The 21559-nt window shown below is 71.9% G+C and carries 15 protein-coding genes; 7 read left to right on the top strand and 8 right to left on the bottom strand.

Features of this window, described 5'->3' with window-relative positions; translation table 11 throughout:
• Window positions 1-104 precede the first annotated feature (104 nt).
• Entirely contained in the window at window positions 105-512 is a 408-nt protein-coding gene (locus tag H180DRAFT_RS25765; RefSeq protein ID WP_254666190.1) for a GNAT family N-acetyltransferase, read from the bottom strand.
• Window positions 509-1777 (bottom strand): sensor histidine kinase, encoded by a 1269-nt coding sequence (locus H180DRAFT_RS25770; RefSeq protein ID WP_055488596.1) that lies wholly within the window; start codon window positions 1775-1777, stop codon window positions 509-511. Before H180DRAFT_RS25770 ends, H180DRAFT_RS25765 begins: the two co-directional genes overlap by 4 nt.
• Before the next feature lie 640 nt (window positions 1778-2417).
• On the opposite strand from H180DRAFT_RS25770, the gene H180DRAFT_RS25775 reads away from it, so the two are divergent.
• The 5 genes from H180DRAFT_RS25775 to H180DRAFT_RS25795 all read left to right on the top strand — a co-directional run bounded on the left by H180DRAFT_RS25775 (window position 2418) and on the right by H180DRAFT_RS25795 (window position 9868).
• Window positions 2418-2789: a 5-carboxymethyl-2-hydroxymuconate Delta-isomerase gene (locus tag H180DRAFT_RS25775; RefSeq protein ID WP_055488547.1), complete on the top strand. Its 372-nt coding sequence runs from the start codon at window positions 2418-2420 to the stop codon at window positions 2787-2789.
• Window positions 2786-3673, top strand: a complete 888-nt coding sequence (locus H180DRAFT_RS25780) for a Gfo/Idh/MocA family protein (protein ID WP_055488548.1) — start codon at window positions 2786-2788, stop codon at window positions 3671-3673. The genes H180DRAFT_RS25775 and H180DRAFT_RS25780 overlap by 4 nt, the downstream gene beginning before the upstream one ends.
• Before the next feature lie 224 nt (window positions 3674-3897).
• Window positions 3898-4554, top strand: a complete 657-nt coding sequence (locus H180DRAFT_RS25785) for a LuxR C-terminal-related transcriptional regulator (RefSeq protein ID WP_055488549.1) — start codon at window positions 3898-3900, stop codon at window positions 4552-4554.
• 83 nt (window positions 4555-4637) lie between these two features.
• A complete protein-coding gene (locus H180DRAFT_RS25790) occupies window positions 4638-7781 on the top strand; it encodes an alpha-N-acetylglucosaminidase (protein WP_055488550.1) in 3144 nt (1047 codons plus the stop codon).
• A gap of 95 nt (window positions 7782-7876) precedes the next feature.
• The gene (locus H180DRAFT_RS25795) at window positions 7877-9868 is read left to right on the top strand and encodes a hypothetical protein (protein ID WP_055488597.1); all 1992 of its coding nucleotides are present in this window, start codon (window positions 7877-7879) and stop codon (window positions 9866-9868) included.
• A gap of 190 nt (window positions 9869-10058) precedes the next feature.
• Here the strand turns inward: H180DRAFT_RS25795 and H180DRAFT_RS25800 are convergent, their stop codons facing one another.
• The 5 genes from H180DRAFT_RS25800 to H180DRAFT_RS25820 form a co-directional block, all read right to left on the bottom strand.
• Window positions 10059-11123 (bottom strand): LacI family DNA-binding transcriptional regulator, encoded by a 1065-nt coding sequence (locus tag H180DRAFT_RS25800; RefSeq protein ID WP_055488551.1) that lies wholly within the window; start codon window positions 11121-11123, stop codon window positions 10059-10061.
• The gene (locus H180DRAFT_RS25805) at window positions 11120-12799 is read right to left on the bottom strand and encodes a glycoside hydrolase family 13 protein (RefSeq protein ID WP_055488552.1); all 1680 of its coding nucleotides are present in this window, start codon (window positions 12797-12799) and stop codon (window positions 11120-11122) included. Before H180DRAFT_RS25805 ends, H180DRAFT_RS25800 begins: the two co-directional genes overlap by 4 nt.
• Before the next feature lie 70 nt (window positions 12800-12869).
• Window positions 12870-13730 (bottom strand): sugar ABC transporter permease, encoded by an 861-nt coding sequence (locus H180DRAFT_RS25810; protein WP_175437829.1) that lies wholly within the window; start codon window positions 13728-13730, stop codon window positions 12870-12872.
• Window position 13731: 1 nt separating this feature from the next.
• Complete coding sequence (locus tag H180DRAFT_RS25815) at window positions 13732-14610, bottom strand: carbohydrate ABC transporter permease (protein ID WP_254666193.1); 879 nt, start codon at window positions 14608-14610, stop codon at window positions 13732-13734.
• 177 nt (window positions 14611-14787) lie between these two features.
• Window positions 14788-16059 (bottom strand): extracellular solute-binding protein, encoded by a 1272-nt coding sequence (locus tag H180DRAFT_RS25820; protein ID WP_055488554.1) that lies wholly within the window; start codon window positions 16057-16059, stop codon window positions 14788-14790.
• Window positions 16060-16356: 297 nt separating this feature from the next.
• Between H180DRAFT_RS25820 and H180DRAFT_RS25825 the strand changes: the two genes are divergently transcribed.
• Window positions 16357-17415 carry a LacI family DNA-binding transcriptional regulator gene (locus H180DRAFT_RS25825; protein WP_055488555.1) on the top strand — a complete coding sequence of 353 codons (1059 nt, stop codon included), beginning with the start codon at window positions 16357-16359 and terminating at the stop codon, window positions 17413-17415.
• 36 nt (window positions 17416-17451) lie between these two features.
• Window positions 17452-18324 (top strand): phosphatase PAP2 family protein, encoded by an 873-nt coding sequence (locus H180DRAFT_RS25830; RefSeq protein ID WP_074466999.1) that lies wholly within the window; start codon window positions 17452-17454, stop codon window positions 18322-18324.
• 141 nt (window positions 18325-18465) lie between these two features.
• On the opposite strand, the gene H180DRAFT_RS25835 is transcribed toward H180DRAFT_RS25830, so the two are convergent.
• Entirely contained in the window at window positions 18466-21471 is a 3006-nt protein-coding gene (locus H180DRAFT_RS25835) for a bifunctional [glutamine synthetase] adenylyltransferase/[glutamine synthetase]-adenylyl-L-tyrosine phosphorylase (protein WP_055488600.1), read from the bottom strand.
• Between the last annotated feature and the right edge of the window lie 88 nt (window positions 21472-21559).

Genomic DNA, 21559 nt, shown 5'->3' on the forward strand with positions numbered 1-21559 from the left:
CGTCCGTCGGGTGCGGGCCGCGCCTTCCCGGTCCCTTCCCGGTCCCTTACAGGTGCCTTACAGGTCCCTTCCGGGTCCTTTCCCGGTCCCGTCCCGCCCCTCCCTCAGCCCAGCCGGCGGAGTCCGGCCGCGGTCGGGCCGAAGCCGCAGCGTGCGTAGAACCCCGTCAGGTGCTCCTCGTAGTCGACGTGCAGCCACCGCGCTCCGGCCATCCGTGCCTCGTCCGCGGCACGCCGTACGAGCCGCACCCCCACCCCCTGCCGCCGCACGGCCGGGTGCACTGTCGTGTCGAGCACGAAGGCGTGCACACCCCCGTCGCCGACGACGTTCACATAGCCCACGAGTTCGTCCCCGCGGTACGCGGCGACCCACAGCAGGCTGCGCTCCAGCCGGGCGCCGAAGTCGGTGTGTTCGTGCGCCGGCCAGGACGCGGCGAAGAGGGCGTTCAGTTCGGCGTCGCTCAGCGGCGGCCGCACCCGCAGCCGCACCGGCGTCGCGGCGGGCCCGGTCACCGGCCGACCGGATCGCAGGGGATCTCCATGGTCACCATCGTCGGGCCGCCGGGCGGGCTGCTGACCGCGAGGATGCCGTCGAACTGGCCCAGGCGCCGCTCGATGCCCGCCATTCCGGAGCCCTTCCGGGGGTCGGCGCCTCCCCGTCCGTCGTCGGTGACGGCGATCCGCAGCATGCCCCCGGCTGCGGTCTCGCTGTAGTGGACATCGAGCCAAACGCGTCCGGCCTGCGCGTGCTTCGCGGCGTTGGTGAGGACCTCGCTGATCGCGAAGTACGCCGCGGACTCGACCGGTTCCGCGAAGCGCCCCTCCAGTTCGACGTCCGCCTCGACCGGGACCTGCATGCGGAGTGCCAGTGCTCTCGCCGCGTCGCCGAGGCCTCGTTCCGCGAGGACCGGCGGGTGGATTCCGCGTACGAGGTCGCGCAGTTCGGTCAGCGCCTCGGCGGAGTTCTCCCGTGCCTGCGCGAGCAGCTTCTTCGCCTGCGCCGGGTCCTTCTCGACGAGGGCTTCGATCGTGCCGAGGCTCATGCCCATGGACACCAGGCGCGCCTGCGCACCGTCGTGCAAGTCGCGTTCGATGCGGCGCAGTTCGGCAGCGGAGGAGTCGACGGCGTCGTGACGCGTCTCGTAGAGCCGCTCGACGCGCTGTGCCAGCTGCGCTCCCCGGCTGGGCGAGATCATGCCTTTGACGATGAGGAAGTGCCCCTTGACGAAGTACGGGTTCACACTCGCAGCCAGCGCGATCAGCAGCGCGCCGAGGCCCGCGCACAGGGTGGCCGTGCCGAAGCCCTCGACGGGGATGAAGGCGTACCAGTAGTTGTGCTGAACGGCCCGCCAGACCCCGGCGAAGATGACGAAGCCCTCGACGCCGTACGCGATGAGCGCGGCGGGGAGGAGCGCGGTGACGAAGCCGAGGACGGCGTCCGCCGGCAGCCAGGCCAGGTCCCGCCACGTGGCGGGGTCGCGCAGCAGCTTCGTGCAGCGTGCGACTGTGCCGCCGACGCTGTCGGCCGGCGGGAGCGCGCGGTAGGGCGGCCGGACGGTGATACCCGCCCAGTCGCGGGCGAGTTGGCGCCGCTGGTTGGCGTGCATGCGCACCAGGTGGGTCACCGCGGGTGTCGTGAAGAGGCCGACGCCGAGCACGATGAAGGCGATGGACAGCACACTCGCGATGAACAGCGCCAGCGAGACGCCGAGCGAGAGCACGCACAGTGCCAGTCCCCGCGCCGCCGCCGTCAGCGCGTCGCGGACACGCCCGCGCAGCGCCGGTGGGCCCGGCGCCGTCCGTGGGACGCCGGCGACGCTCCCCTCCGCCGTTGCTCCTTGGTTCACCGCTGCCGCCCCTTCTTCCTGGCCCCCGCCGCTCCCCCGTCGGACAGCTGCGGCGCTCCGTGCGCCGGGCACTGCTCCAGTCTGCGCCGCGCGGGGCCCCGCGGGCAGGGGGACCAGCCCCCCTTCGACGGTGTGGCCGGCTACACCCCCGGCACATGCTGCTCGGCGCAGCGCAACCGGTACCTGCCGTGCCTGCGCGCGGGCTGTCCCGGCCTGTCGCACAGGGCCCCGGCACGGGTCTCGGCCGCGCCCGGAACGGGGGCGCGGCGGACGTCCCGTCCCGCTCGGCCCGCCCGGCGCGGCGGAGCCCGCCCGGTCCGGCGCCCCCTCCCGCTGAGACGGCCGGCCGGACGGAACCGGGACGTCTCCCGGCCCCGCGCCACCCGCCGCGGGGCCGGGGCACCTTCCCCGTGCGGCGACCGCGGGGCGAAGCCCCGGCCACGCCACGGCCGGAGGCCGTTCTGACGCAGGTCAGAGCGGCTGGGGAGCCGACTTGAGCAGGTGTCACGGCACCTGGCTCGATCGGCGGGCTTCCCTCATGAGCCGCACCTTCAGCCCGTACGCTGCCCCCATGCCGCACATCACTGTCGACTACTCCGATGCCCTCGCCGAGACGTTCGACCGCCGCGGCTTCGGGCTGGCCCTGCACCCGCTGCTCGCCCGCACCGTGGTCGGTTCCGTCTCGGGCTGCAAGACCAGGTTCCGGCAGATCGACGAGTGCGTGATCGCGGACGGGACGGACGAGGTCGCGATGCTCCACGTCGAAGTGGCGCTGCTGTCCGGGCGCACCCCCGAGGCGAAGGCCGAACTCTCCAGGGCCGTGCTCGGGCTCGCCCGCGACCACGTCAAGCCGACGCCGGGCGTCACACTGCACACCTCCGTCGATGTCTGCGACCTCTCCCGCCGCAGCTTCGCAAGTCACACGGAAGAGGACCACGTATGAGATTCGGACTGCTCGGCACCGGGCCGTGGGCATCCAGCACGCACGGGCCCGCTCTCGCGGCGCACAAGGACGTGGAGTTGACGGGCGTGTGGGGCCGCCGCTCCGAGGCGGCCAGGGAACTCGCCGGCGAACTCGGCACCCGCGCCTACGACGACGTCGACGCTCTGCTGACCGACTGCGACGCCGTGGCCGTTGCGCTTCCCCCCGACGTGCAGGCGCCGCTGGCGGTGCGGGCCGCGGAGGCCGGCTGCCATCTGCTGCTGGACAAGCCCGTCGCCACGACGCCCGAGTCCGTGCGGCAGGTCACCGACGCGGTGGACGCCGCGGGCGTGGCGTCCGTCGTCTTCTTCACCTTGCGCTTCAGCGAGCCGACCGCCACGTGGATCGGCGAACAGGCCGCCACGGAGGGATGGCTGACGGGCCGGGCCGACTGGCTCTCCCCCGTCTTCGGCGGCGCCGACTCCCCCTACACGGCCTCGCCGTGGCGCAGGGAGAAAGGAGCCCTGTGGGACGTCGGTCCGCACGCGCTGTCCGTGCTGCTGCCCGTACTGGGCGATGTGACCGACCTCGGTTCGGTCCGCGCGGGGCGCGGCGTCGGCGACACCGTCCACATGGTCCTGCGGCACGCGGACGGGGCGTCCAGCACCTGCACGCTCAGCCATTCCGTGCCGCCGGCGGCCGCCGGGGTCACCGCAGAGGTCAGGGGTGCCGCCGGTACGGCGGCTCTGCCCCAGCGGGACGAGGCTCCGGTGGACGCGTTCGCGAGGGCCGTGGACGCGCTGGCCGAGTCGGTGCGCACGGGTTCGGGCCACGCCTGTGACGTCCGGTTCGCGCAGCGGGTCACGGAGATCCTCTCGAGCGCTGAGGCGGCCCTCGGTCAGTAGCCGTCCGTGGAGCGGGAACGCATCCCGTCCCCGCGCGGAGCGGGATGCGTTCGGGGGGCAGCAGGCACGCCGCGGGCGCCCCGGACGGCTCGGGCGAGGGGCCCCGTCCGGGCCGCGCGCGACCGTCCTCCCCGGGCCCGGGGTCTGCCGGGCCTCGCCCCGGCTGTGCTCCGAGCCGGTAGATTCCGGGAGCGACCCAGCTTTCCGGCCACCGTGGAGACCTTGTGCGCGTCGTCATCGCCGAAGACCTCTTCCTCCTGCGTGACGGCCTGGTCCGCCTGCTGGAGGCGTTCGGATTCGAGATCGCGGCCGCCGTCGACAACGGGCCCGAGCTGACCAGGGCGCTGAAGGAACTGGAGCCCGAGGTCGCCGTCGTCGACGTGCGTCTGCCGCCGTCGTTCAGCGACGAGGGGCTGCAGTGCGCGCTGGAGGCGCGGCGCAGACGCCCCGGGCTGCCGGTCCTGGTCCTCTCCCAGCACGTCGAGCAGCTGTATGCGCGTGAGCTGCTCGCGGACGGCACGGGCGGCGTCGGCTATCTGCTCAAGGACCGGGTCTTCGACGCGGAGCAGTTCGTCGACGCGGTGCGACGCGTCGCGGCGGGCGGTACGGCGATGGACCCGCAGGTGATCCAGCAGTTGCTCTCCCGGCGTTCGCAGGAGGCGCCCATGGCGAGGCTGACGGCCCGGGAGCGGGAAGTGATGGAACTCATGGCGCAGGGCCGGTCCAACACCGCCATCGCCACACAGCTCGTCGTGACGGAGCGGGCCGTCGCCAAGCACACGTCAAATATTTTCGGGAAGTTGGGCCTTCCGCCCTCCGACGACGACAACCGTCGGGTGCTCGCGGTGCTGGCTTATCTGGACGGGGCCGACCGGGGCTGACCAGTACAACCCGTGCCGCGCCCTCTCGTATAAGCACATAAAACTCCATTAGCGTGCGCATCACATGTGTCAGCGGTGACCGGATGTTGCGAGAAGTGGAGCACGCCGTGGAGGACATCAACAGACGCACGCTTCTGGGTACGGCCGGAGCGCTCGGCGCCGGTGTGGCACTTGGCCCCAGCACCAACCCGGCGGCCGCCCAGACACCGGCCGTCCCCGGCTTCCACACCGCGGCGCCCGACATGGAACACGCCGCGGCGGCCGTGCGGCGTCTGCTCCCCGACCACCACGACCAGATCTCCTTCACCGCGCTCACCGGCGGCAAGGAACGCTTCAAGGTCTCCGGACGCGCAGGCGCCGTGGAGATCGCCGGAACCTCCCCGGCCGTGGCCCTCACCGGGCTGCACTGGTACTTGAAGTACACCTGCGCCTGCCACATCTCGTGGGCGGGCAGCCAGACCGACCTGCCCGAGGAGCTCCCCGCACCGGGCAGCAAGTACGAGCGCAGCGCCACCGTGCCGCACCGCTTCATGCTCAACGACACGCACGACGGCTACACCGCCCCGTACGCGGACTGGAAGCACTGGGAGCGCTTCATCGACGTGATGGCGCTGCACGGCTGCAACGAGGTGCTGGTGACGACCGGTTCCGAGGCCGTCTACCACCGCCTGCTGACGGACTTCGGCTACTCCGACGACGAGGCCCGCACGTGGATCCCCGCGCCCTCGCACCAGCCCTGGTGGCTGCTGCAGAACCTCTCCGAGTACGGAGGCCCCGTCTCCTCGGGACTGCTGAAGAAGCGTGAGGACCTGGGCCGCCGCATCGTGACACGGCTGCGGGAACTGGGCATGCACGCCGTGCTGCCCGGCTACTTCGGCACGGTCCCCGACGACTTCTCGGACCGCAACCCCGGCGGAAGGACCGTGCCCCAGGGCGACTGGAACGGCCTGACCAGGCCCGCGTGGCTCGACCCGCGCACGTCCGTCTTCCGCAAGGTCGCCGCCGCGTACTACAAGCACCAGAAGGACGTCTTCGGCGAGATCCGCCACGTCAAGATGGATCTGCTGCACGAAGGCGGCAAGGCCGGCGACGTGCCCGTCGCCGAGGCGGCGCAGGCCGTGGAGAAGGCGCTCCAGGCGGCGCTGCCCGGCGCGACCTGGGTGATCCTCGGCTGGCAGAAGAACCCGCGCCTCGAACTGCTCGACGCGCTGAAGCACAAGAACCGCGCGCTCGTCGTGGACGGCCTGTCCGACCTGGAGAGGATCACCAGCCGCGAGTCGGACTGGGGCGGGGTCCCGTACGCGTTCGGCACCATCCCCAACTTCGGCGGCCGCACGACGATGGGCGCCAAGACGCAGATGTGGACGGAGCGGTTCACAAAGTGGCGCGACAAGTCGGGCAGCAAGCTTGTGGGCACCGCGTACATGCCGGAGTCCTCGCACCGCGACCCGCTCGCCTTCGAACTCTTCAGTGAACTCGCCTGGCGGGAGGAACCGGTCGAACGCAAGCAGTGGTTCGCCGACTACGCGCGGCTGCGCTACGGCGGGGACGACGAGAAGGCCCGCGCCGCGCTCGCCGCCCTGCGCGGCACCGCCTACGAGATCAGCAGCACGGACGGCCGCCCCCACGACAGCATCTTCGCGGCACGGCCCAGCCTCGACGCCCGCTCCGGCGCCCACTACGCCACGCACACCCCGGCCTTCGACCTCGCCGACTTCGACGCGGCACTGACGGCCCTGCTCGGCGTCCGCGAATCGCTCCGCGGCAGCGACGCCTACCGCTACGACCTCGCCGACGTCACGCGCCAGGCCCTCGCCAACCGCTCGTGGCTGCTCATCGGCAAGCTGAAGTCCGCGTACCAGCAGCAGGACACGGCGGCCTTCCGCAAGCTGAGCAATCTGTGGCTGTCGCTGATGAAGCTCAGCGACGAGATCGCCGGCACCCACCAGTCCTTCCTGCTCGGACCGTGGCTCGCCGACGCGCGGCGGATGGGAGGCAGCGAGTCCGAGCGGGACAAGCTCGAACTCACCGCACGCACGCTGCTCACCGCGTGGGCGGACCGTCCGGCCGCCGACAAGGGCAGGCTCGCCAACTACGCCAACCGCGACTGGCAGGGCCTCATCGGGGACTTCCACCAGCCCCAGTGGCGCGCCTACCTGGAGGAGGTCGAGGACGCCCTCGCGGAGGACCGGACCCCCAAGAGCTTCGACTGGTACGAGCTGGAGGCAGCCTGGGCGCGGGAGACCAAGTCGTACGCGCAGCGCCCTTCGGGAGATCCCTACCGCACCGCGCAGCGGGTGCACGCCGCCCTGGCCAAGGCGCCGTTCCAGGGCAGCGTGACCGCGAAGTCGGACCCGGTCACGCTGACCCCGGGCGCTTCCGGCACGTTCGAGGCCGTCTTCCGCAACGAGAGCGGACTGCGCGCGACGGGAGTCGTCGACTTCTCCCTGACCGGCCTGCAGAACGCCGAGCCGCAGGGCTCCACCTCCGTACTGCGGGTCGAACAGGGCAGCAGCGCCGGCGTCAAGTGGCGTGTCCGGGCTCCGAAGGACGAGCTGAAGGATCCGCTGAAGCCGCTCGCCTACGAACTGACGGTGGAGTACGGGCCCGAGGGCGAGCGCCGCGTGCGGATGCCGCAGTCCGGCAAGCTCTACGTCGCGGGACCGCTGGACCGGGAGCTGTCGACCGTCAGCACCAACGACGCCGTCTTCGGCCAGCTCGGCGACCGCTTCGCGATCGAAGGCGCCGGCGACGACATGTGGAAGGGCACCTCGCACTTCGGTGCGATCTACCGCGAGGGAGCCCTGCGGGACGGGGTCTCGGCGACGGTCCGCGTCACCTCTCAGGAAGTGACGGGTCCGTGGGCGCGCGCCGGCATCGTGGCCCGCAACCAGCTGCCCGGCACCGCGTCGCAGGGCTTCGTGAACCTGTCGGTGACGCCGGACAACGGGGTGGTGCTCTCCTACGACTCCGACGGCGACGGCACCCTCAACCGATACGTACGCGTCACCGGCGTCACCGCGCCCGTCGCGCTGCGCCTCACCCGCGACGGACGCTCCTTCCGGGGCGAACTGTCCACGGACGACGAAGCGAACTGGCACACGGTGGGCACCGTCACCGTGCCGGGGGTCTCCTCCCGGCAGGACGTGGGGATGTTCATGTCGGCGACGAACGGCGGCACGGCAGCCCGCGGCACCGTGGAGTTCCGGGACTGGGACGTGAGCTGACCTCCGGCGCCACGGCGCTCCCCGGGGGCACGGCGGAGCGGCGGGGTGCCCGGGGGACCAGGTGACCAAGCCACCGGTCGTTCGTTTTCGTGAGCGTGGCACTTTCGGAAACGACTTCGCAGCATTCGCGCACACCGTCCGGCTCCGTCGATGTGGAGCAGGCCCAGGCGGCGCTCGTCGAGCACTACCCGCGGCTGGTACGGCTGGCCTATCTGGTGCTGCCGCCCTCCCTCGCGCGGCACCGACGGGTGCTGACGGCGCATTCGCTCGTACAGCGGACGCTTCCCCGTGGCCGCGGCAGCGCCGAGGTCAAGGTGCTGCCGGCGCAGCGGCGCGGCGGCCACGGCCCGGCAGGCGGCGACGCGACCGGCGCGGACGTCTATGAGTTCCTGACGACGCGCGTGCTGCGGGCGGCGCTCTCCGGTGAGCGGCGGCCGCGCCTGGCGCCGTGGCGGCTGCCGGTGCGGCCCGGTCTCTTCCCCCTGGTCCTGGGGCTCCAGCTCTTCCCGCGTTCCGGCGGCGCGTACGAACTCGCCCTGGAAAAGGCCCTGTCGGAGGTGTCGGGCGCGGCGCGGGCGGCGTGCGCGCTGCGCGGCTGGGAGGGCATGACGGACGCAGAGGTGTGCCGTGTGCTCGAGGCCGCGGGGGTGCAGGAGCCCGCCGAGGCGCTTGCCGCCGCGTCCGGCATCCGACTTCCTGCGGGAAGCAACGACAAGCCGGTGCTGGGTCCTTCGGAGTTCGACCCGTGCTCGCTCCAGGCACGCCCCACGGATCTGCTGCGCCGCCGTCAGCATCTGCGCGCGGCTCTCTCGGCGGTGGCCGCGGTCGTGGTGTGCGGCGGGCTTCTGGGGCTGCCCGGCGACTCCTGGGGTCCGGACGGTGCAGCCGCGCCCCTCTACGCGCGCAACCCGGCCGCCGAAAAGGCCCTGGAACCGGCATCGTTGACCCGCGTCGCCGCCGGGGCCTGGAAGGACGCCTCGCGCACGGACTTCTCCGCCTGGCCGGCGCGCGGAGACCTCACCGACGACGACGGGCTGCTGCGCCGGGCGCTGGCCGTCTGGGCGCGCCCCGGTGGAAAGGTCCGGCTGTCGGTGACGCAGGGGACGTCCCCCGGGCCGCCCTCCGGGCCGCCCCAACTGCTGTACGCGGGGCGGGTGGACGGCGCGAAAGTCGTCCTGCTGCACGACGGGCTGCGGGCGGCGCGGTACGCCGAACCCGAGGGAGCGGACAGCGGCGGAGCGGTCCTGGACGTCGCCCGCACGGACGGTGCGGACACCGCGGAGTCCGGTGCGCTGGTCATCTCCCGGAGCGACTCCAACGTCCGCTATCTGACGGCGCCCTGGGTCTCCAAGGCGGCAGAGGTGGATCTGCTGCAGTCCGACGACGAGGGCCGCAGCCTCAACCGCGAGGACGACGGAGTCCTCGTGTCGCTGACCGGACCGGGCCGCGACCCGCGCGAGTGCAACCGCTGGCCGGGGCTGCTGCTGTCCACGCGCGGCAAGTCGAAACGTCATCTCTACACCGATCTGGGCGAGTTGACGCCGGCACGGCTCACCTCCGGAAGCCCCACGAAGAAGCCGCGCGACGCGACGAGCGCGACGGCGAGGGGACGGCTGGCGCACACGGCCTGCGGGTTCCGCTCGATGGTGGGCGGCGGCGTGCGCTCGGTCAACACCTGGAAGTTCGCGACGCAACTGCTGCCGGGCGGAATGAGGTCGGCGACCTGGCTGTGCACGCGGGGCGAGACGTGGCGGGGCAACGGAGCCCGCATCTTCACCAGTTTCCGGCGTTCGGGTCTGAAGCGCGGCGAGCAGGCCGTGTTCACCTCACGCGCCTCGGACACCCCGGCGTGCGGCCCGCGCCGGCCGCACGCGGTGAGCGGCGCCCTGTGGAAGAGCGACGCCGGCAACTGGTACGTGCTCGCCGCAGGCAGCCGCAAGGTGGCGGGTATCCGTGCGACGGGCAAGTCCGGCGGTCCGAGCGGCAGTTCACCGGGGCGGAAGCTGGCTCTGCTCGCGAAGAAGGGCGCCGAGGCGAAGATCAGCGCCCGGCTGGCGAACGGCGAGAAGCTGGAGCCGGGTCACTGACCCACCGACCGGGCCGGCGGGAGGCCGGGGCGAACCCCTCCTCCCGCCCGGCCGCAGGGCGGTGCGGTGAGGACCGGCCCGACCGGCCGGGCGCGTGCGGACCGCGCGTGGCGGGCCGCCGGCCGGCCGGACCGGAGAGTGGCGCCGGGCGAACGCGTGCAGCGCACCGGGAGGCGTGCTGCCGGGACGCTCACCCGTTCCGTGCCCGGGACCTGTCCCCCGCGTGAGCCGGGGCCTGCCCCGTGGAGCCTCGTACGACGAGCTCGGGCTGGAAGACGAACTCACTGTGCGGCACGGGGTTTCCGCGGATCTCCTCCAGCAGCGTGTGCACCGCCGCGTTCGACATGGCCCGCACCGGCTGCCGGACGGTCGTCAGCGGAGGGTCGGTGAAGGCGTTCAGCTCCGAGTCGTCGTAGCCGACGACGGAGACGTCCCGGGGCACGTCGAGGCCCCGCTGGCGTGCGGCCCGCACGACGCCCAGCGCCATCAGGTCGCTGCCGCACACGATGCCGGTGCAGCCCGCGTCGAGGAGACCGCCCGCCGCGGCGTGGCCGCCCTCCACCGTGAACAGGGTGTGCCGCACGACGCCCGACGCCGGGCCCGGCCCGTCCTCGGCGAGTTCCTCCGCGAATCCCTGTGCCTTGCGGCGCACCGGCACGAACCGGTCCGGGCCGACTGCCAGGCCGATCCGCTCGTGGCCCAGCTCGCGCAGGTGCCGTACGGCGATGCGGGCGGCGGCGTGGTCGTCCGGTGAGACGAAGGGCGCGGCGATCCGCTCGTTGTAGCCGTTGACGAGGACGTACGGCACGCCGCGGGCCGCCAGCCGCGCATAGCGCGCGGGCTCGGCCGTCAGGTCGGCGTGCAGCCCGGAGAGGAAGATGATGCCGGTGACGCCGCGGTCGACGAGCTGGGCGACCAGTTCGTCCTCGGTGGCTCCGCCGGGCATCTGCGTGCCGAGTACGGGCGTGTAGCCGTAGCCGGTCAGGGACTGCTCGATCACCTGGGCGAAGGCCGGGAAGATCGGGTTGGTCAGCTCGGGGATGACGAGGCCGACTAGTCCCGCGCTGCGCGAGCGCAGGCGTACGGGCCGCTCGTACCCGAGGACGTCGAGCGCGGCCAGCACCCGCTGCCTCGTCGAATCGGCCACGCCCGCCTTGCCGTTGAGGACCCGGCTGACGGTGGCTTCGCTGACACGTGCCTGCCCGGCGACGTCGGCGAGCCGCGTGGCGGGGAGCGCCGAGGCCGCAGCCGTCATGCGCCGCTCCCGGGGGCCGGCGTGGTGGCGGCTCCGGCCACCCCTGCGACGCTCCACCAGGCGGTGGTGTCGGCCGGGAGGGGACCGCGGCCGTCGTACGGGCCGCTCGCCAGGAGCAACTGTCCCGGGGTTTCCTCCAGTTCGGCGGGCTCCTCGCCGGTGTTGGCGGTGCACACGAAGTCGCCGCGGCGGAAGGCGAGCACGCCGTGCGGTGCGGACAGCCACTCGACCGAGTCCCCCGCGCCCAGGCCGGGGTGGTCGCGGCGCAGCCGCAGCGCCGTGCGGTACAGCTCCAGCGTGGAGCCGGGCTCGCCGGCCTGTGCCGCCACCGACATCTCGCCCCAGCCTTCGGGCTGCGGCAGCCAGCTCGTGCCGCCGCCGAAGCCGAAGGAGCTGCCCGTCCGCTCCCACGGCAGCGGAACGCGGCATCCGTCGCGCAGCCCCTCCTGCCCGTTGTCGCGGAAGAAGGAGGGGTCCTGGCGTGCCTCGTCGGGGAGTTCGGTGACCTCGGGCAGACCCAGTTCCTCCCCCTGGTAGACGTACGCGGAGCCCGGCAGCGCCAGCATCAGCAGCGCGGCGGCGCGGGCGCGGGGCAGGCCGCCGCCGAGGCGGGTGCGGTGGCGTACGACGTCGTGGTTGGAGAGCACCCACGTCGCGGGCGCGGCGACGGGCAACATGGCCTCCAGGGACTCGGCGACGACGGCCCGCAGCGCCTCGGCGTCCCAATCGGTCTGCAGATAGTGGAAGTTGAACGCCTGGTGCAGCTCGTCCTCGCGCACGTAGAGGGCCGTACGCTGCGAGTCGGGCGTCCAGGCCTCGGCGACGCCGATGCGTTCGCCCGGGTACTCCTCCAGTACGCGCCGCCAGTCGCGGTAGATCTCGTGCACGCCGTCCTGGTCGAAGAAGGGCAGGCGGGCGTTGCCCAGCAGCCGCAGCTGGCCGCTCTGCCCCGTGTCGGGCAGACCCGGTGCCTTGACGAGGCCGTGGGCGACGTCGATGCGGAAGCCGTCGACGCCCAGGTCGAGCCAGAAGCGCAGCACCGTGCGGAACTCGTCGTGCACGGCGGGGTGTTCCCAGTTGAAGTCGGGCTGCTCCGGGGCGAAGAGGTGCAGGTACCACTCGCCGGGGGTGCCGTCCGCCTCCTTCACCCGCGTCCAGGCGGGGCCGCCGAAGACCGACTCCCAGTCGTTGGGCGGCAGTTGGCCTTCCTCTCCCCTGCCGGGCCGGAAGTGGTAGCGCGCGCGGGCCGGTGATCCCGGTCCCTCCTCCAGGGCCTGCTGGAACCACACGTGGCGGTCCGAGGAGTGATTGGGCACGACGTCGACGATGACGCGCAGTCCCAGCGCGTGAGCGTCCTTGATCAGCGCGGCTGCGTCCGCCAGGTCGCCGAAGCGGGGGTCGACGGCGCGGTAGTCGGTCACGTCGTAGCCGCCGTCGGCCTGCGGCGAAGCGTAGAACGGGCTGAGCCACACCGCGTCCACACCGAGGTCCGCGAGGTACGGCAGCCGGGACCGTACGCCCTGGAGGTCGCCCATGCCGTCACCGTCGCCGTCGGCGAAGGAACGCGGATAGACCTGGTAGATGACGGCGTCGCGCCACCAGCCCGTGCGCTCCGGTCGCGTTCCCTGCTCGCCGGCCGGGGCGGCTGCGCCGGCGGGTCCGAGATGCTGGGTCATGTCATCCCTGAGAGTTGGAGGTGTGGTGCGGGTCCGTGCCGTCGCAGCGGGGGCCGTGACGTGGCCGGGGTCAGGACTTCGTGGCACCGGCGGTGAGCCCGGCCACGAGATGGCGCTGCGCGAATCCGAAGACGACCGCGGCGGGCACGGCGATGATGACGGCCGCGGCGGTCATCGAACCCCAGTCGGAGCCGTAGCGGTTGACGAAGGTCTGCAGTCCGCCGGCGAGCGTGAGGTTCTCCTCGCCGGTCATGAAGGCCGTGGCGTAGGCGACTTCGGCCCAGGCGGTCACGAAGCTGTAGAAGCCGGTGACGGCCAGGCCGGGTCTCGCCAGGGGCAGCACGAGCCGCCAGAAGGTGCCGAAGGGCGTCAGTCCGTCGACACGCCCCGACTCGTCGATGTCGACGGGGATGGTGTCGAAGAAGCCCTTCATCATCCAGGCGCAGAACGGCACGGCGATCGTCAGATAGGTGATGATCAGACCGACGGGCTGGTTGAGCAGGCCGAGGTTGGCCATGGTGTTGTACAGCGGCACGATGAGCACCGCCATGGGGAACATCTGCGTGATCAGCAGTACCCACATCAGCGGCCGCATCCCGGGGAAGCGGAACCGGCTGATGGCGTAGCCGGTCGTCGCGGCGATGAAGACGCCGATCAGGGTCGTGCCGAGGACGACGAGCAGCGAGTTGCCCAGCCACGTCAGGAAGTGGGTGTCGGCGACGACATGCGTGTAGTTGTCGAGCGTGAAGTCGCGCACCAGCGCGGTGGAGAACGATTCGCTCTTCGGCTTGAAGGACGTCACCAGCAGCCACAGCGGCGGGAACAGCGCGACGGCCGTCGCCGCCAGAAGCCCGGCGTGCAGTCCGAACGCGGCCAGGGGGCCTCGCTCGCCGCGCCTTCCCGGAACGGGGATCGTCTTCGTGGCGGTCACGTCACCACACCTCTCCCTGGCGGCGCAGCGACCGCCTGTAGACGACCGTGAAGAGCGAGAGCAGCACCAGTATCAGCACACCCCAGGCGGCCGAAGTGGCGAAGTCCCGCGGGCTGTTGATGAAGGACAGCCGGAACGCGTACGTCACGAGGATCTCCGTGGAGTCCTCCGGGCCGCCCCTGGTGAGCAGGTAGATCACGGGGAACATGTTGAAGGTCCAGATGGTGCTGAGCAGCACGACGGTGCTGCTGACCGAGCGCACGCCGGGCAGCGTGATGTTGCGGAACCGCTGCCAGGGCCCGGCGCCGTCCATCTCGGCCGCCTCGTACAGCTCTCCGGGTATGCCCTGAAGCGCACCGAGCATCGCGACGATCATGAAGGGGACGCCGAGCCAGACGTTGACGGCGATGACCGCGGCCTTGGCCCACAGCGGATCGCCCAGCCACGGCACCGCGTCGATGCCGCCCCCGTCGAGCACCTTGTTCAGCAGGCCGTTCTTCTCGTTGAAGAGCATCTTCCAGGCGAAGACGGAGACGAAGGCCGGGATGCCCCACGGCACGATCATCCCGATGCGGTAGAAGGAGCGGCCGCGCACCTGCCTGTTGAGCATCACGGCCAGCGTCAGACCGAGAGCGAATGTGACGCCGACACAGCCCGCGGTCCACACCACCGTCCAGCCGAGGCGGTCCCAGAAGACGCTGTCGCCGAGGATCGCCGTGTAGTTGTCGAGCCCCGTGAAGCGGTACGTCGCGGGCAGGTGGTTGACGCCGATGGTGCGCTCGACGTTCGCCTCGTCGGCGTCGGTGAGCGACAGATAGAAGCCGCGCAGCAGCGGATAGCCGATGATGACGCCGATCACCACGACGACGGGGGCGACCATGGCCCACGCGTACCAGTGCTTCTCCGCTGCCCTGCGCAGCCTTCCGGCTTCCCCGCTTCGTCCGCCGCTCCCCCGCCGGCGGACGCGGGCGCCGCCTTCGGCGTCCGCGTCCGCGCGGGCCGGCCGGCTGGTGGTCTCCACAGCCATCTCCCGGGCCGTCCCCTCTTCCTCGGTGGCCTACTTGTAGTCCTTGAGCACCTTGCGGAAGCCCTCACCGATCTTGTCCGCGGCGTCCTTCGGGCCCCGGCTGCCGGTGAGCACGGCGTCCATCTGCCCCCGGATCGGCTCGAAGAGGGAGTTGCCCTCGGCGATCCACGGACGCTGAACGGCCTTGTCGACGGCGGGCTTGAAGAACTCGACCATCTTGTTCTCGCGGACCGAGGGCTTCTCGTACACGGACTTGCGCGTGGGCAGCAGGCTCAGTTCCTCGGTGGTGCGCTGCTGCACCTCGGCGGAGCTCATGTACTTGGCGAACTCCTGGGCGGTGCGCATGTTCTTGGTGCCGGCGTACACCGAGAGGTTCCAGCCGCCCTGGGGCGAGCCGCTCCCCTTGCTCCCCGCCGGTACGGGCGCGACGCCGAGGTTGTCCTTGTCGTCCTTGAACTCCTTGCCCTGCTGGGCTCCGGCGATGTCCCACGGGCCGTCGATGATCATGGCGACGTCGCCGTCCTGGAACGCCTTGAGGCCGTTCTCCTGGCCGTCGCTGCTGTCAGTGACCGCCGCCTTGGAGTCCACGAGGTCCTTCATCCTCGCGAACGCCTTCGCGCCGGGCCCGTCGTCCACGGTGATCTTCTTCGCGGTGGGATCGACGAGGTCGCCGCCCTCCCCGTAGAGGTAGGGCAGGAACCAGTAGGGGTCGTCGCCGCGCAGGTAGAGCGCGGTCCCGCCGGTCCTGCTCTTGATCTTCTCGGCGGACTTCTTCAGCTCGTCGAAGGACTCGGGCACGCCGACGCCCGCCTTCTTGAGCATCTTCTTGTTGTAGAAGAGACCGAGGGTGTCGGTGACCTGCGGCACGGCGTAGGTCTTGCCCTTGAAGCGCGTGCTGCCCGCCGCCGTCTTGATGTAGTCGCCGGTGTCGTCGAGCGCCGGGGTGCCGTCCAGCGGGGCCAGATAGCCGAGGTTCGCGAAGTCGGCGACCCAGGCGACCTCGGTGCGCATCACGTCCGGGGCGCCGGAGTTGCCGCCCGCCGCGTTCTTGAACTTCTGGTTCGCGTCACCGAAGTTGACGTGCACGTACTTGACGTCGACCTTCGGGTGCTTCTTCTCGAAGTCCTCGGCGATCTTCTTGTACGTGCCCTTCTCGGCGTCGTTCGAGGTGTCCCAGTACGTGACGGTGCCGGCGATCTCGCCCTTGGCGGCGCTGTCGCTGCTCCCGCCGTCCCCACCGCATGCCGTCGCCGTCAGTGCGAGCACCGCTACCGCCGCGGTGACTGCTGTGCCACGCCGCATGTCATTCCCTCCCATGTCTTCCCCCGGACCCGCGGTCCGGGTGGACCCCGCCCTCGGCCTCGCTCCGGTGGAACCCGGATCCCGTCCTCCGGTCCGGGGGCCCCACCCGCGGCCTCCGGGCCGGAGAACCGGCCTCGTGCGCCTGGACGGCGCCGGACTGCGGAGGAACGTAACGGGATCGAATGAGTTTGCGCAAGACCTTGCAGCAAACTTGCAGCAATTTTCAGAGCTGCTTTCCGGCCTCCCGGCTCCGGGCGCGGTGTGCAGTGATTGCCGCGCCCGGTACAGTCCAGCCCTGTGACCGCACGGCTAGCTGACATCGCAGCACAGGCGGGGGTCAGCGAAGCGACGGTCAGCCGTGTCCTCAACGGCAAGCAGGGCGTCGCCGCGGCCACCCGGGAATCCGTCCTCGCCGCCCTCGACGTGCTCGGGTACGAGCGGCCCCTCAAGCTGCGGCACCGCAGCGCGGGCCTCGTGGGGCTGATCACCCCCGAGCTGGAGAACCCGATCTTCCCCGCGTTCGCGCAGGTGATCGCCCAGGGCCTCACCCGGCAGGGATACACACCGGTGCTGGCCACGCAGACCCCCGGCGGATCGACCGAGGACGAGCTGACGGAGATGCTCGTCGACCGCGGCGTCGCCGGGATCGTCTTCGTCTCCGGACTGCACGCCGACACCACCGCCGACATGCAGCGCTACGAGCGGCTGCGCGGGCAGGGCGTGCCGTTCGTCCTCATCAACGGCTACTCGGACAAGGTCCGCGCCCCGTTCGTCTCCCCCGACGACCGTGCGGCGATGCGACTGGCCGTCACCCACCTCGCCGCCCTCGGCCACCGGCGCATCGGACTGGCCCTCGGACCGGAGCGCTTCGTGCCCGTGCAGCGGAAGATCGAGGGTTTTCTCCGCGCCGTGCACGAGCAGCTGGAACTGACGGAGAGCCAGGCACGCGGCTTCGTGCAGCACTCCCTGTTCACCCTGGAGGGCGGACAGGCCGCCGCGAGTGCACTGTTGGACCGTGACTGCACGGCCGTGGTGTGCGCCAGCGACATGATGGCGCTCGGCGCGATCCGTGCCGCCCGGCAGCGGGGACTGGAAGTCCCGGGCGACATCTCGGTGATCGGTTTCGACGACTCACCGCTGATCGCCTTCACCGACCCCCCGTTGACGACGATCCGTCAGCCGGTGCCCTCCATGGGGCAGGCGGCCGTCCGTGCGCTGCTCGAGGAGATCGGCGGCACGCCCGCTCCGCACAGCGAATTCGTCTTCCTGCCCGAGTTGGTCGTACGGGGCTCGACGGCGTCCGTCCCCTCGGTCCCAGGGAGGACGGAAAGGGCCGGATACCCGACCGCAGGATGATCGGAGCGGTGTCCCCTTCTGGCAGACTGTCCCCTCATGGGGGCATCCACAACGAGGACCGAACGGGCAAACGGGACAGCCACCGCGAAGCCGCAGACCGACCACCGCGGGGCCGGCAGAGCCGAGGACGCCGACGAGAGCGACAGAGGGTCCGAGGCCGAGCCGTTGCGTGCCGCGCGGCGGCCCAGCATCTGGTTCGAGATCGTCCTCGTCCTGGTCTTCTACGCGGTCTACTCCGCCATCCGGAACGCCGTGCCCGAACAGCGCGTCCAGGCCCTCAACAACGCCGACTGGGTGTGGAGGACGGAGCATCTCCTCGGCATCGCCGTCGAAGACACCATCAACCACGCGGCGGACAGCGTCACCTGGCTCATCCTCACGATGAACTACTACTATGCGACGCTGCACTTCGTGGTCACCGTCGTGGTGCTGGCCTGGCTGTACCACTCGCACCCGGGCCGCTACGCCGCCACTCGGCTCGTCGTCTTCGCCACCACCGCCATCGCCCTGCTCGGGTACTACCTCTTTCCGCTCGCGCCGCCCCGGCTGATGCGCGGCGACGAGTTCATCGACACCGTTCAGGTGCACCAGACTTGGGGCTCGATGGCGTCCGGCAACCTCGCCGACATGTCGAACCAGTACGCGGCGATGCCGTCGATGCACATCGGCTGGTCGGTGTGGTGCGGCATCACCATCGCCGCGCTCGCGAAGCCTCTTTGGGTGCGTGTGCTCGGCGCGCTCTACCCGCTGGTGACCCTCACCGTCATCGTGTGCACGGCCAACCACTTCTGGCTGGACGCGGTGGGCGGCGTCATCTGTCTGGCCTTCGGTTTCGCGCTCTCCTGGGGCTGGTACGGCGGTGTGGCCTACCGGCTGCCGAGACTGGCCGCGACGCCGGCACCCGCGTAGGGCAGCGGGGCGGAACCACCGCCCGGGCGTGTGGAGCTGCGGGTGGGCCGGGACCGCCCCTCACTCCGGCCTCGCAGCGGCGCCACACCTCGTGAAGGCGTCAGCCTCCGTGCAGGAACCGGGCCGGGCCCCGGGGAAGCGTCAGCCTTCGTAGAAGAGCCGTTCGGCGACGCCCCTCGCCCGCCGCGTGACGCGGCGGTAGTCGTCCAGCATCTCGCCGCTTCCGCCGGCCTCCGTGGGCCTCGGCCCCGGCCCGGCGGCCTCGTATCCGAGGTAGCGTCCGACGGCGCCCAACTCCCGTGCCTCGGAGGGGAATGTGTCGCCCGCACGCCCCCGTACGAGCATCACCGCGTTGCGCACACGCGTCGCCATCAGCCACGCCTCATCGAGGATGCGGGCGTCCTCCTCGCCGATCAGTTCCGCCTCGCGGGCGGCGGCCAGCGCCTCCCGTGTACGGGTGGTGCGCAGGGCCGGCACGGATGCGGCGTGCCGCAGCTGGCAGAGCTGCACCGTCCACTCGACGTCGGCGAGGCCGCCGCGGCCCATCTTGGCGTGCGTGGTGGAGTCCGCGCCGCGCGGCACCCGCTCCGCCTCCATGCGGGCCTTCAGACGCCGGATCTCGCGCAGCGACTCCTCGCTCAGGCCGTCGGCCGGATACCGGAGAGGGTCGATGAGCTCGGTGAAGCGGCGGCCCAGCTCCTCGTCCCCGGCGACGGGCGCGGCACGCAGCAGCGCCTGGCTCTCCCAGGCCGAGGACCAGCGGCGGTAGTACGTGGCGTAGGAGTCGAGGGAGCGCACCAGCGGCCCGGACTTGCCCTCGGGCCGAAGGTCCGCGTCGACGAGCAGCGGCGGGTCGGTCGTGGGCAGCTGGAGCAGCCTGCGCAACTCGGTCGCCACGGCGTACGCGGCCTTGTTCGCCTCCTCATCGCTGACGCCCTCCCGTGCCTCGTGCACGAACAGCACGTCCGCGTCGGAGCCGTAGCCCAGTTCGGCGCCGCCGAAGCGTCCCATGCCGATGACCGCGAAGCGCGTGGGCAACTCGTCGCCCCACCTGCCGCGGACGGCGGCACGCAGCGCGCCGGCGAGGGTGGCCGAGTTGATGTCCGTGAGGGCCGTTCCTACGCGGTCGACCGCCGCCGCCGGGTCCTCCGAGGGCAACTCCTCGGTCCCGTAGGCCCCGATGACGTCGCCCGCGGCCGTGCGGAACAGTTCCCGCCGCCGCACACCGCGGGCCGCCGCCACGCCCGACTCGGCGTCCTCGGCCCGGCCGACGGCGGCCAGGACCTCCTGGGTGAGCGACTCGCGTGAACGCGGCAGCAGCCCGTGCTCGTCGCCGAGCAGCGCGACAGCTTCGGGGGCGCGCAGCAGCAGGTCGGGGGCGAAGCGGCCGGCGGAGAGGACCCTCGCGAGATTCTCCGCCGCGGCTCCCTCGTCCCGCAGCAGGCGCAGATACCACGGGGTGTTCCCCAGGGCGTCGGAGACCTTGCGGAAGCCCAGCAGCCCCGCGTCGGGGTCGGAGGAGTCCGCGAACCAGCCGAGCAGCACCGGAAGCAGCGTCCGCTGGATGGCGGACTTGCGGCTCACGCCGCTGGCCAGGGCCTCCAGGTGCCGCAGCGCCCCGGCCGGGTCGGCGTAGCCGAGCGCTTCCAGCCGCTGCCGCGCCGCGCTCGGCGACAGCCGCGCCTCGCCGACCTCCAGCTGGGCCACGGCGTCCAGCAGCGGACGGTAGAAGAGCTTCTCGTGCAGCCGCCGCACTGCCGCGGCGTGCCGCCGCCACGCCCGGTGCAGCTCGGTGACGGGTTCGCTGCGGTAGCCGAGCGAGCGGCCCAGGCGCCGCTGGTCCTCCTCGCTCTCCGGCATCAGGTGCGTACGGCGCATCTTGTGCAGCTGGATGTGGTGCTCCATGGTGCGCAGGAACCGGTACGCGGAATCCAGCGCGGCCGCGTCCTGGCGTCCGACGTAGCCGCCGACGGCGAGGGCGTCGAGCGCGTCGAGCGTATTGGGGCTGCGCAGCGTCACGTCGGAGCGGCCGTGCACCAACTGCAGGAGCTGTACGGCGAATTCGACGTCCCGGAGACCGCCCGGGCCCAGCTTCAGCTCGCGTTCCACCTGGGCGGCCGGGATCGCCGCGACGACGCGGCGGCGCATCTGCTGTACGTCGGGAACGAAGTTCTCCCGCTCCGCGGCCTGCCAGACCAGCGGCGCCACCGCCTCCACGTACGCCTCGCCGAGTGCGGCGTCGCCGGCGACCGGACGTGCCTTCAGCAGCGCCTGGAACTCCCACGTCTTCGCCCAGCGGTTGAGGTAGGCGAGGTGGGAGTAGAGCGTGCGCACCAGGGGGCCGTTGCGGCCCTCGGGACGCAGGTTGGCGTCGACGGGCCAGATGGTGCCCTCCGCCGTGGTGTCGGAGCAGACGCGCATCATGCGGGAGGCGAGGCGGCCCGCGGCCTGCAGCGCATGTGATTCGTCGGTGCCTTCGACCGGTTCCGCCACGAAGATGACGTCCACGTCCGAGACGTAGTTCAGCTCGTGGCCCCCGCACTTGCCCATGCCGATCACCGCGAGCCTGCACTTGGCGGCGTCCTCGGGCCCCTCGGACTGCGCGATGGTGAGCGCGGCCCGCAGCGTCGCGGTGGCCAGATCCGCCAACTCGGCCGCCGTGCGGGCCAGATCGCTGGTGCCGCACACGTCGCGGGCCGCCACGGACAGCAGGCTGCTGCGGTAGCGGTGCCGCAGGTCGTCCGGTCCGCTCGCCGGGCGGACGCGGGCCTCGAACTCCTCGACGCCGGGGTGCAGATCGGCCGACTCGTACGTCACGAGGGCCTGCCAGTCGTCGGGGTGGGAGGCCAGATGGTCGCCCAGCGCCTCGGAGACGCCGAGCACGCCGAGCAGCCGGTCGCGCAGGGGCTTGCTCGTCAGCAGCGTGCCCACGAGCGGCTGCGGGTCCTTCTGCGCCTCGATGAGCCGTACGAGCCCGCGCAGCGCGAGATCCGGGTCCGCGGTCGCGGCGAACGCGTCCAGCAGACCCGTGTCGGCCCGCACCTCCTCCAGGCCGGCCATGGCGAGCAGCCCTTCGGCGGCGGCGGGTTCGGTGAACCCGCGCCTGATCAGTTGTCCGTACCGGCTGCCCCGGCGCCCGCCCTGCACCTGACCGTCCTCCGTCGTCTCGCTTCCGGGTTCCTGGTGCCCGGACACCCCGCCTCCCCCTGGAGTGGGGGTACCGCCCGGGCTGCCC

The organism is Streptomyces sp. WMMB 322 (assembly GCF_900090145.1).
In the GTDB taxonomy this organism is placed as follows: domain Bacteria; phylum Actinomycetota; class Actinomycetes; order Streptomycetales; family Streptomycetaceae; genus Streptomyces.

Coding starts and splice junctions, on each gene's coding strand:
- H180DRAFT_RS25830 (WP_074466999.1), top strand. CDS start 17,452: ATGGGGGCATCCACAACGAGGACCGAACGGGCAAACGGGACAGCCACC.
- H180DRAFT_RS25800 (WP_055488551.1), bottom strand. CDS start 11,123: ATGACGGCTGCGGCCTCGGCGCTCCCCGCCACGCGGCTCGCCGACGTC.
- H180DRAFT_RS25790 (WP_055488550.1), top strand. CDS start 4,638: ATGTTGCGAGAAGTGGAGCACGCCGTGGAGGACATCAACAGACGCACG.
- H180DRAFT_RS25775 (WP_055488547.1), top strand. CDS start 2,418: ATGCCGCACATCACTGTCGACTACTCCGATGCCCTCGCCGAGACGTTC.
- H180DRAFT_RS25805 (WP_055488552.1), bottom strand. CDS start 12,799: ATGACCCAGCATCTCGGACCCGCCGGCGCAGCCGCCCCGGCCGGCGAG.
- H180DRAFT_RS25820 (WP_055488554.1), bottom strand. CDS start 16,059: ATGCGGCGTGGCACAGCAGTCACCGCGGCGGTAGCGGTGCTCGCACTG.
- H180DRAFT_RS25815 (WP_254666193.1), bottom strand. CDS start 14,610: ATGGTCGCCCCCGTCGTCGTGGTGATCGGCGTCATCATCGGCTATCCG.
- H180DRAFT_RS25780 (WP_055488548.1), top strand. CDS start 2,786: ATGAGATTCGGACTGCTCGGCACCGGGCCGTGGGCATCCAGCACGCAC.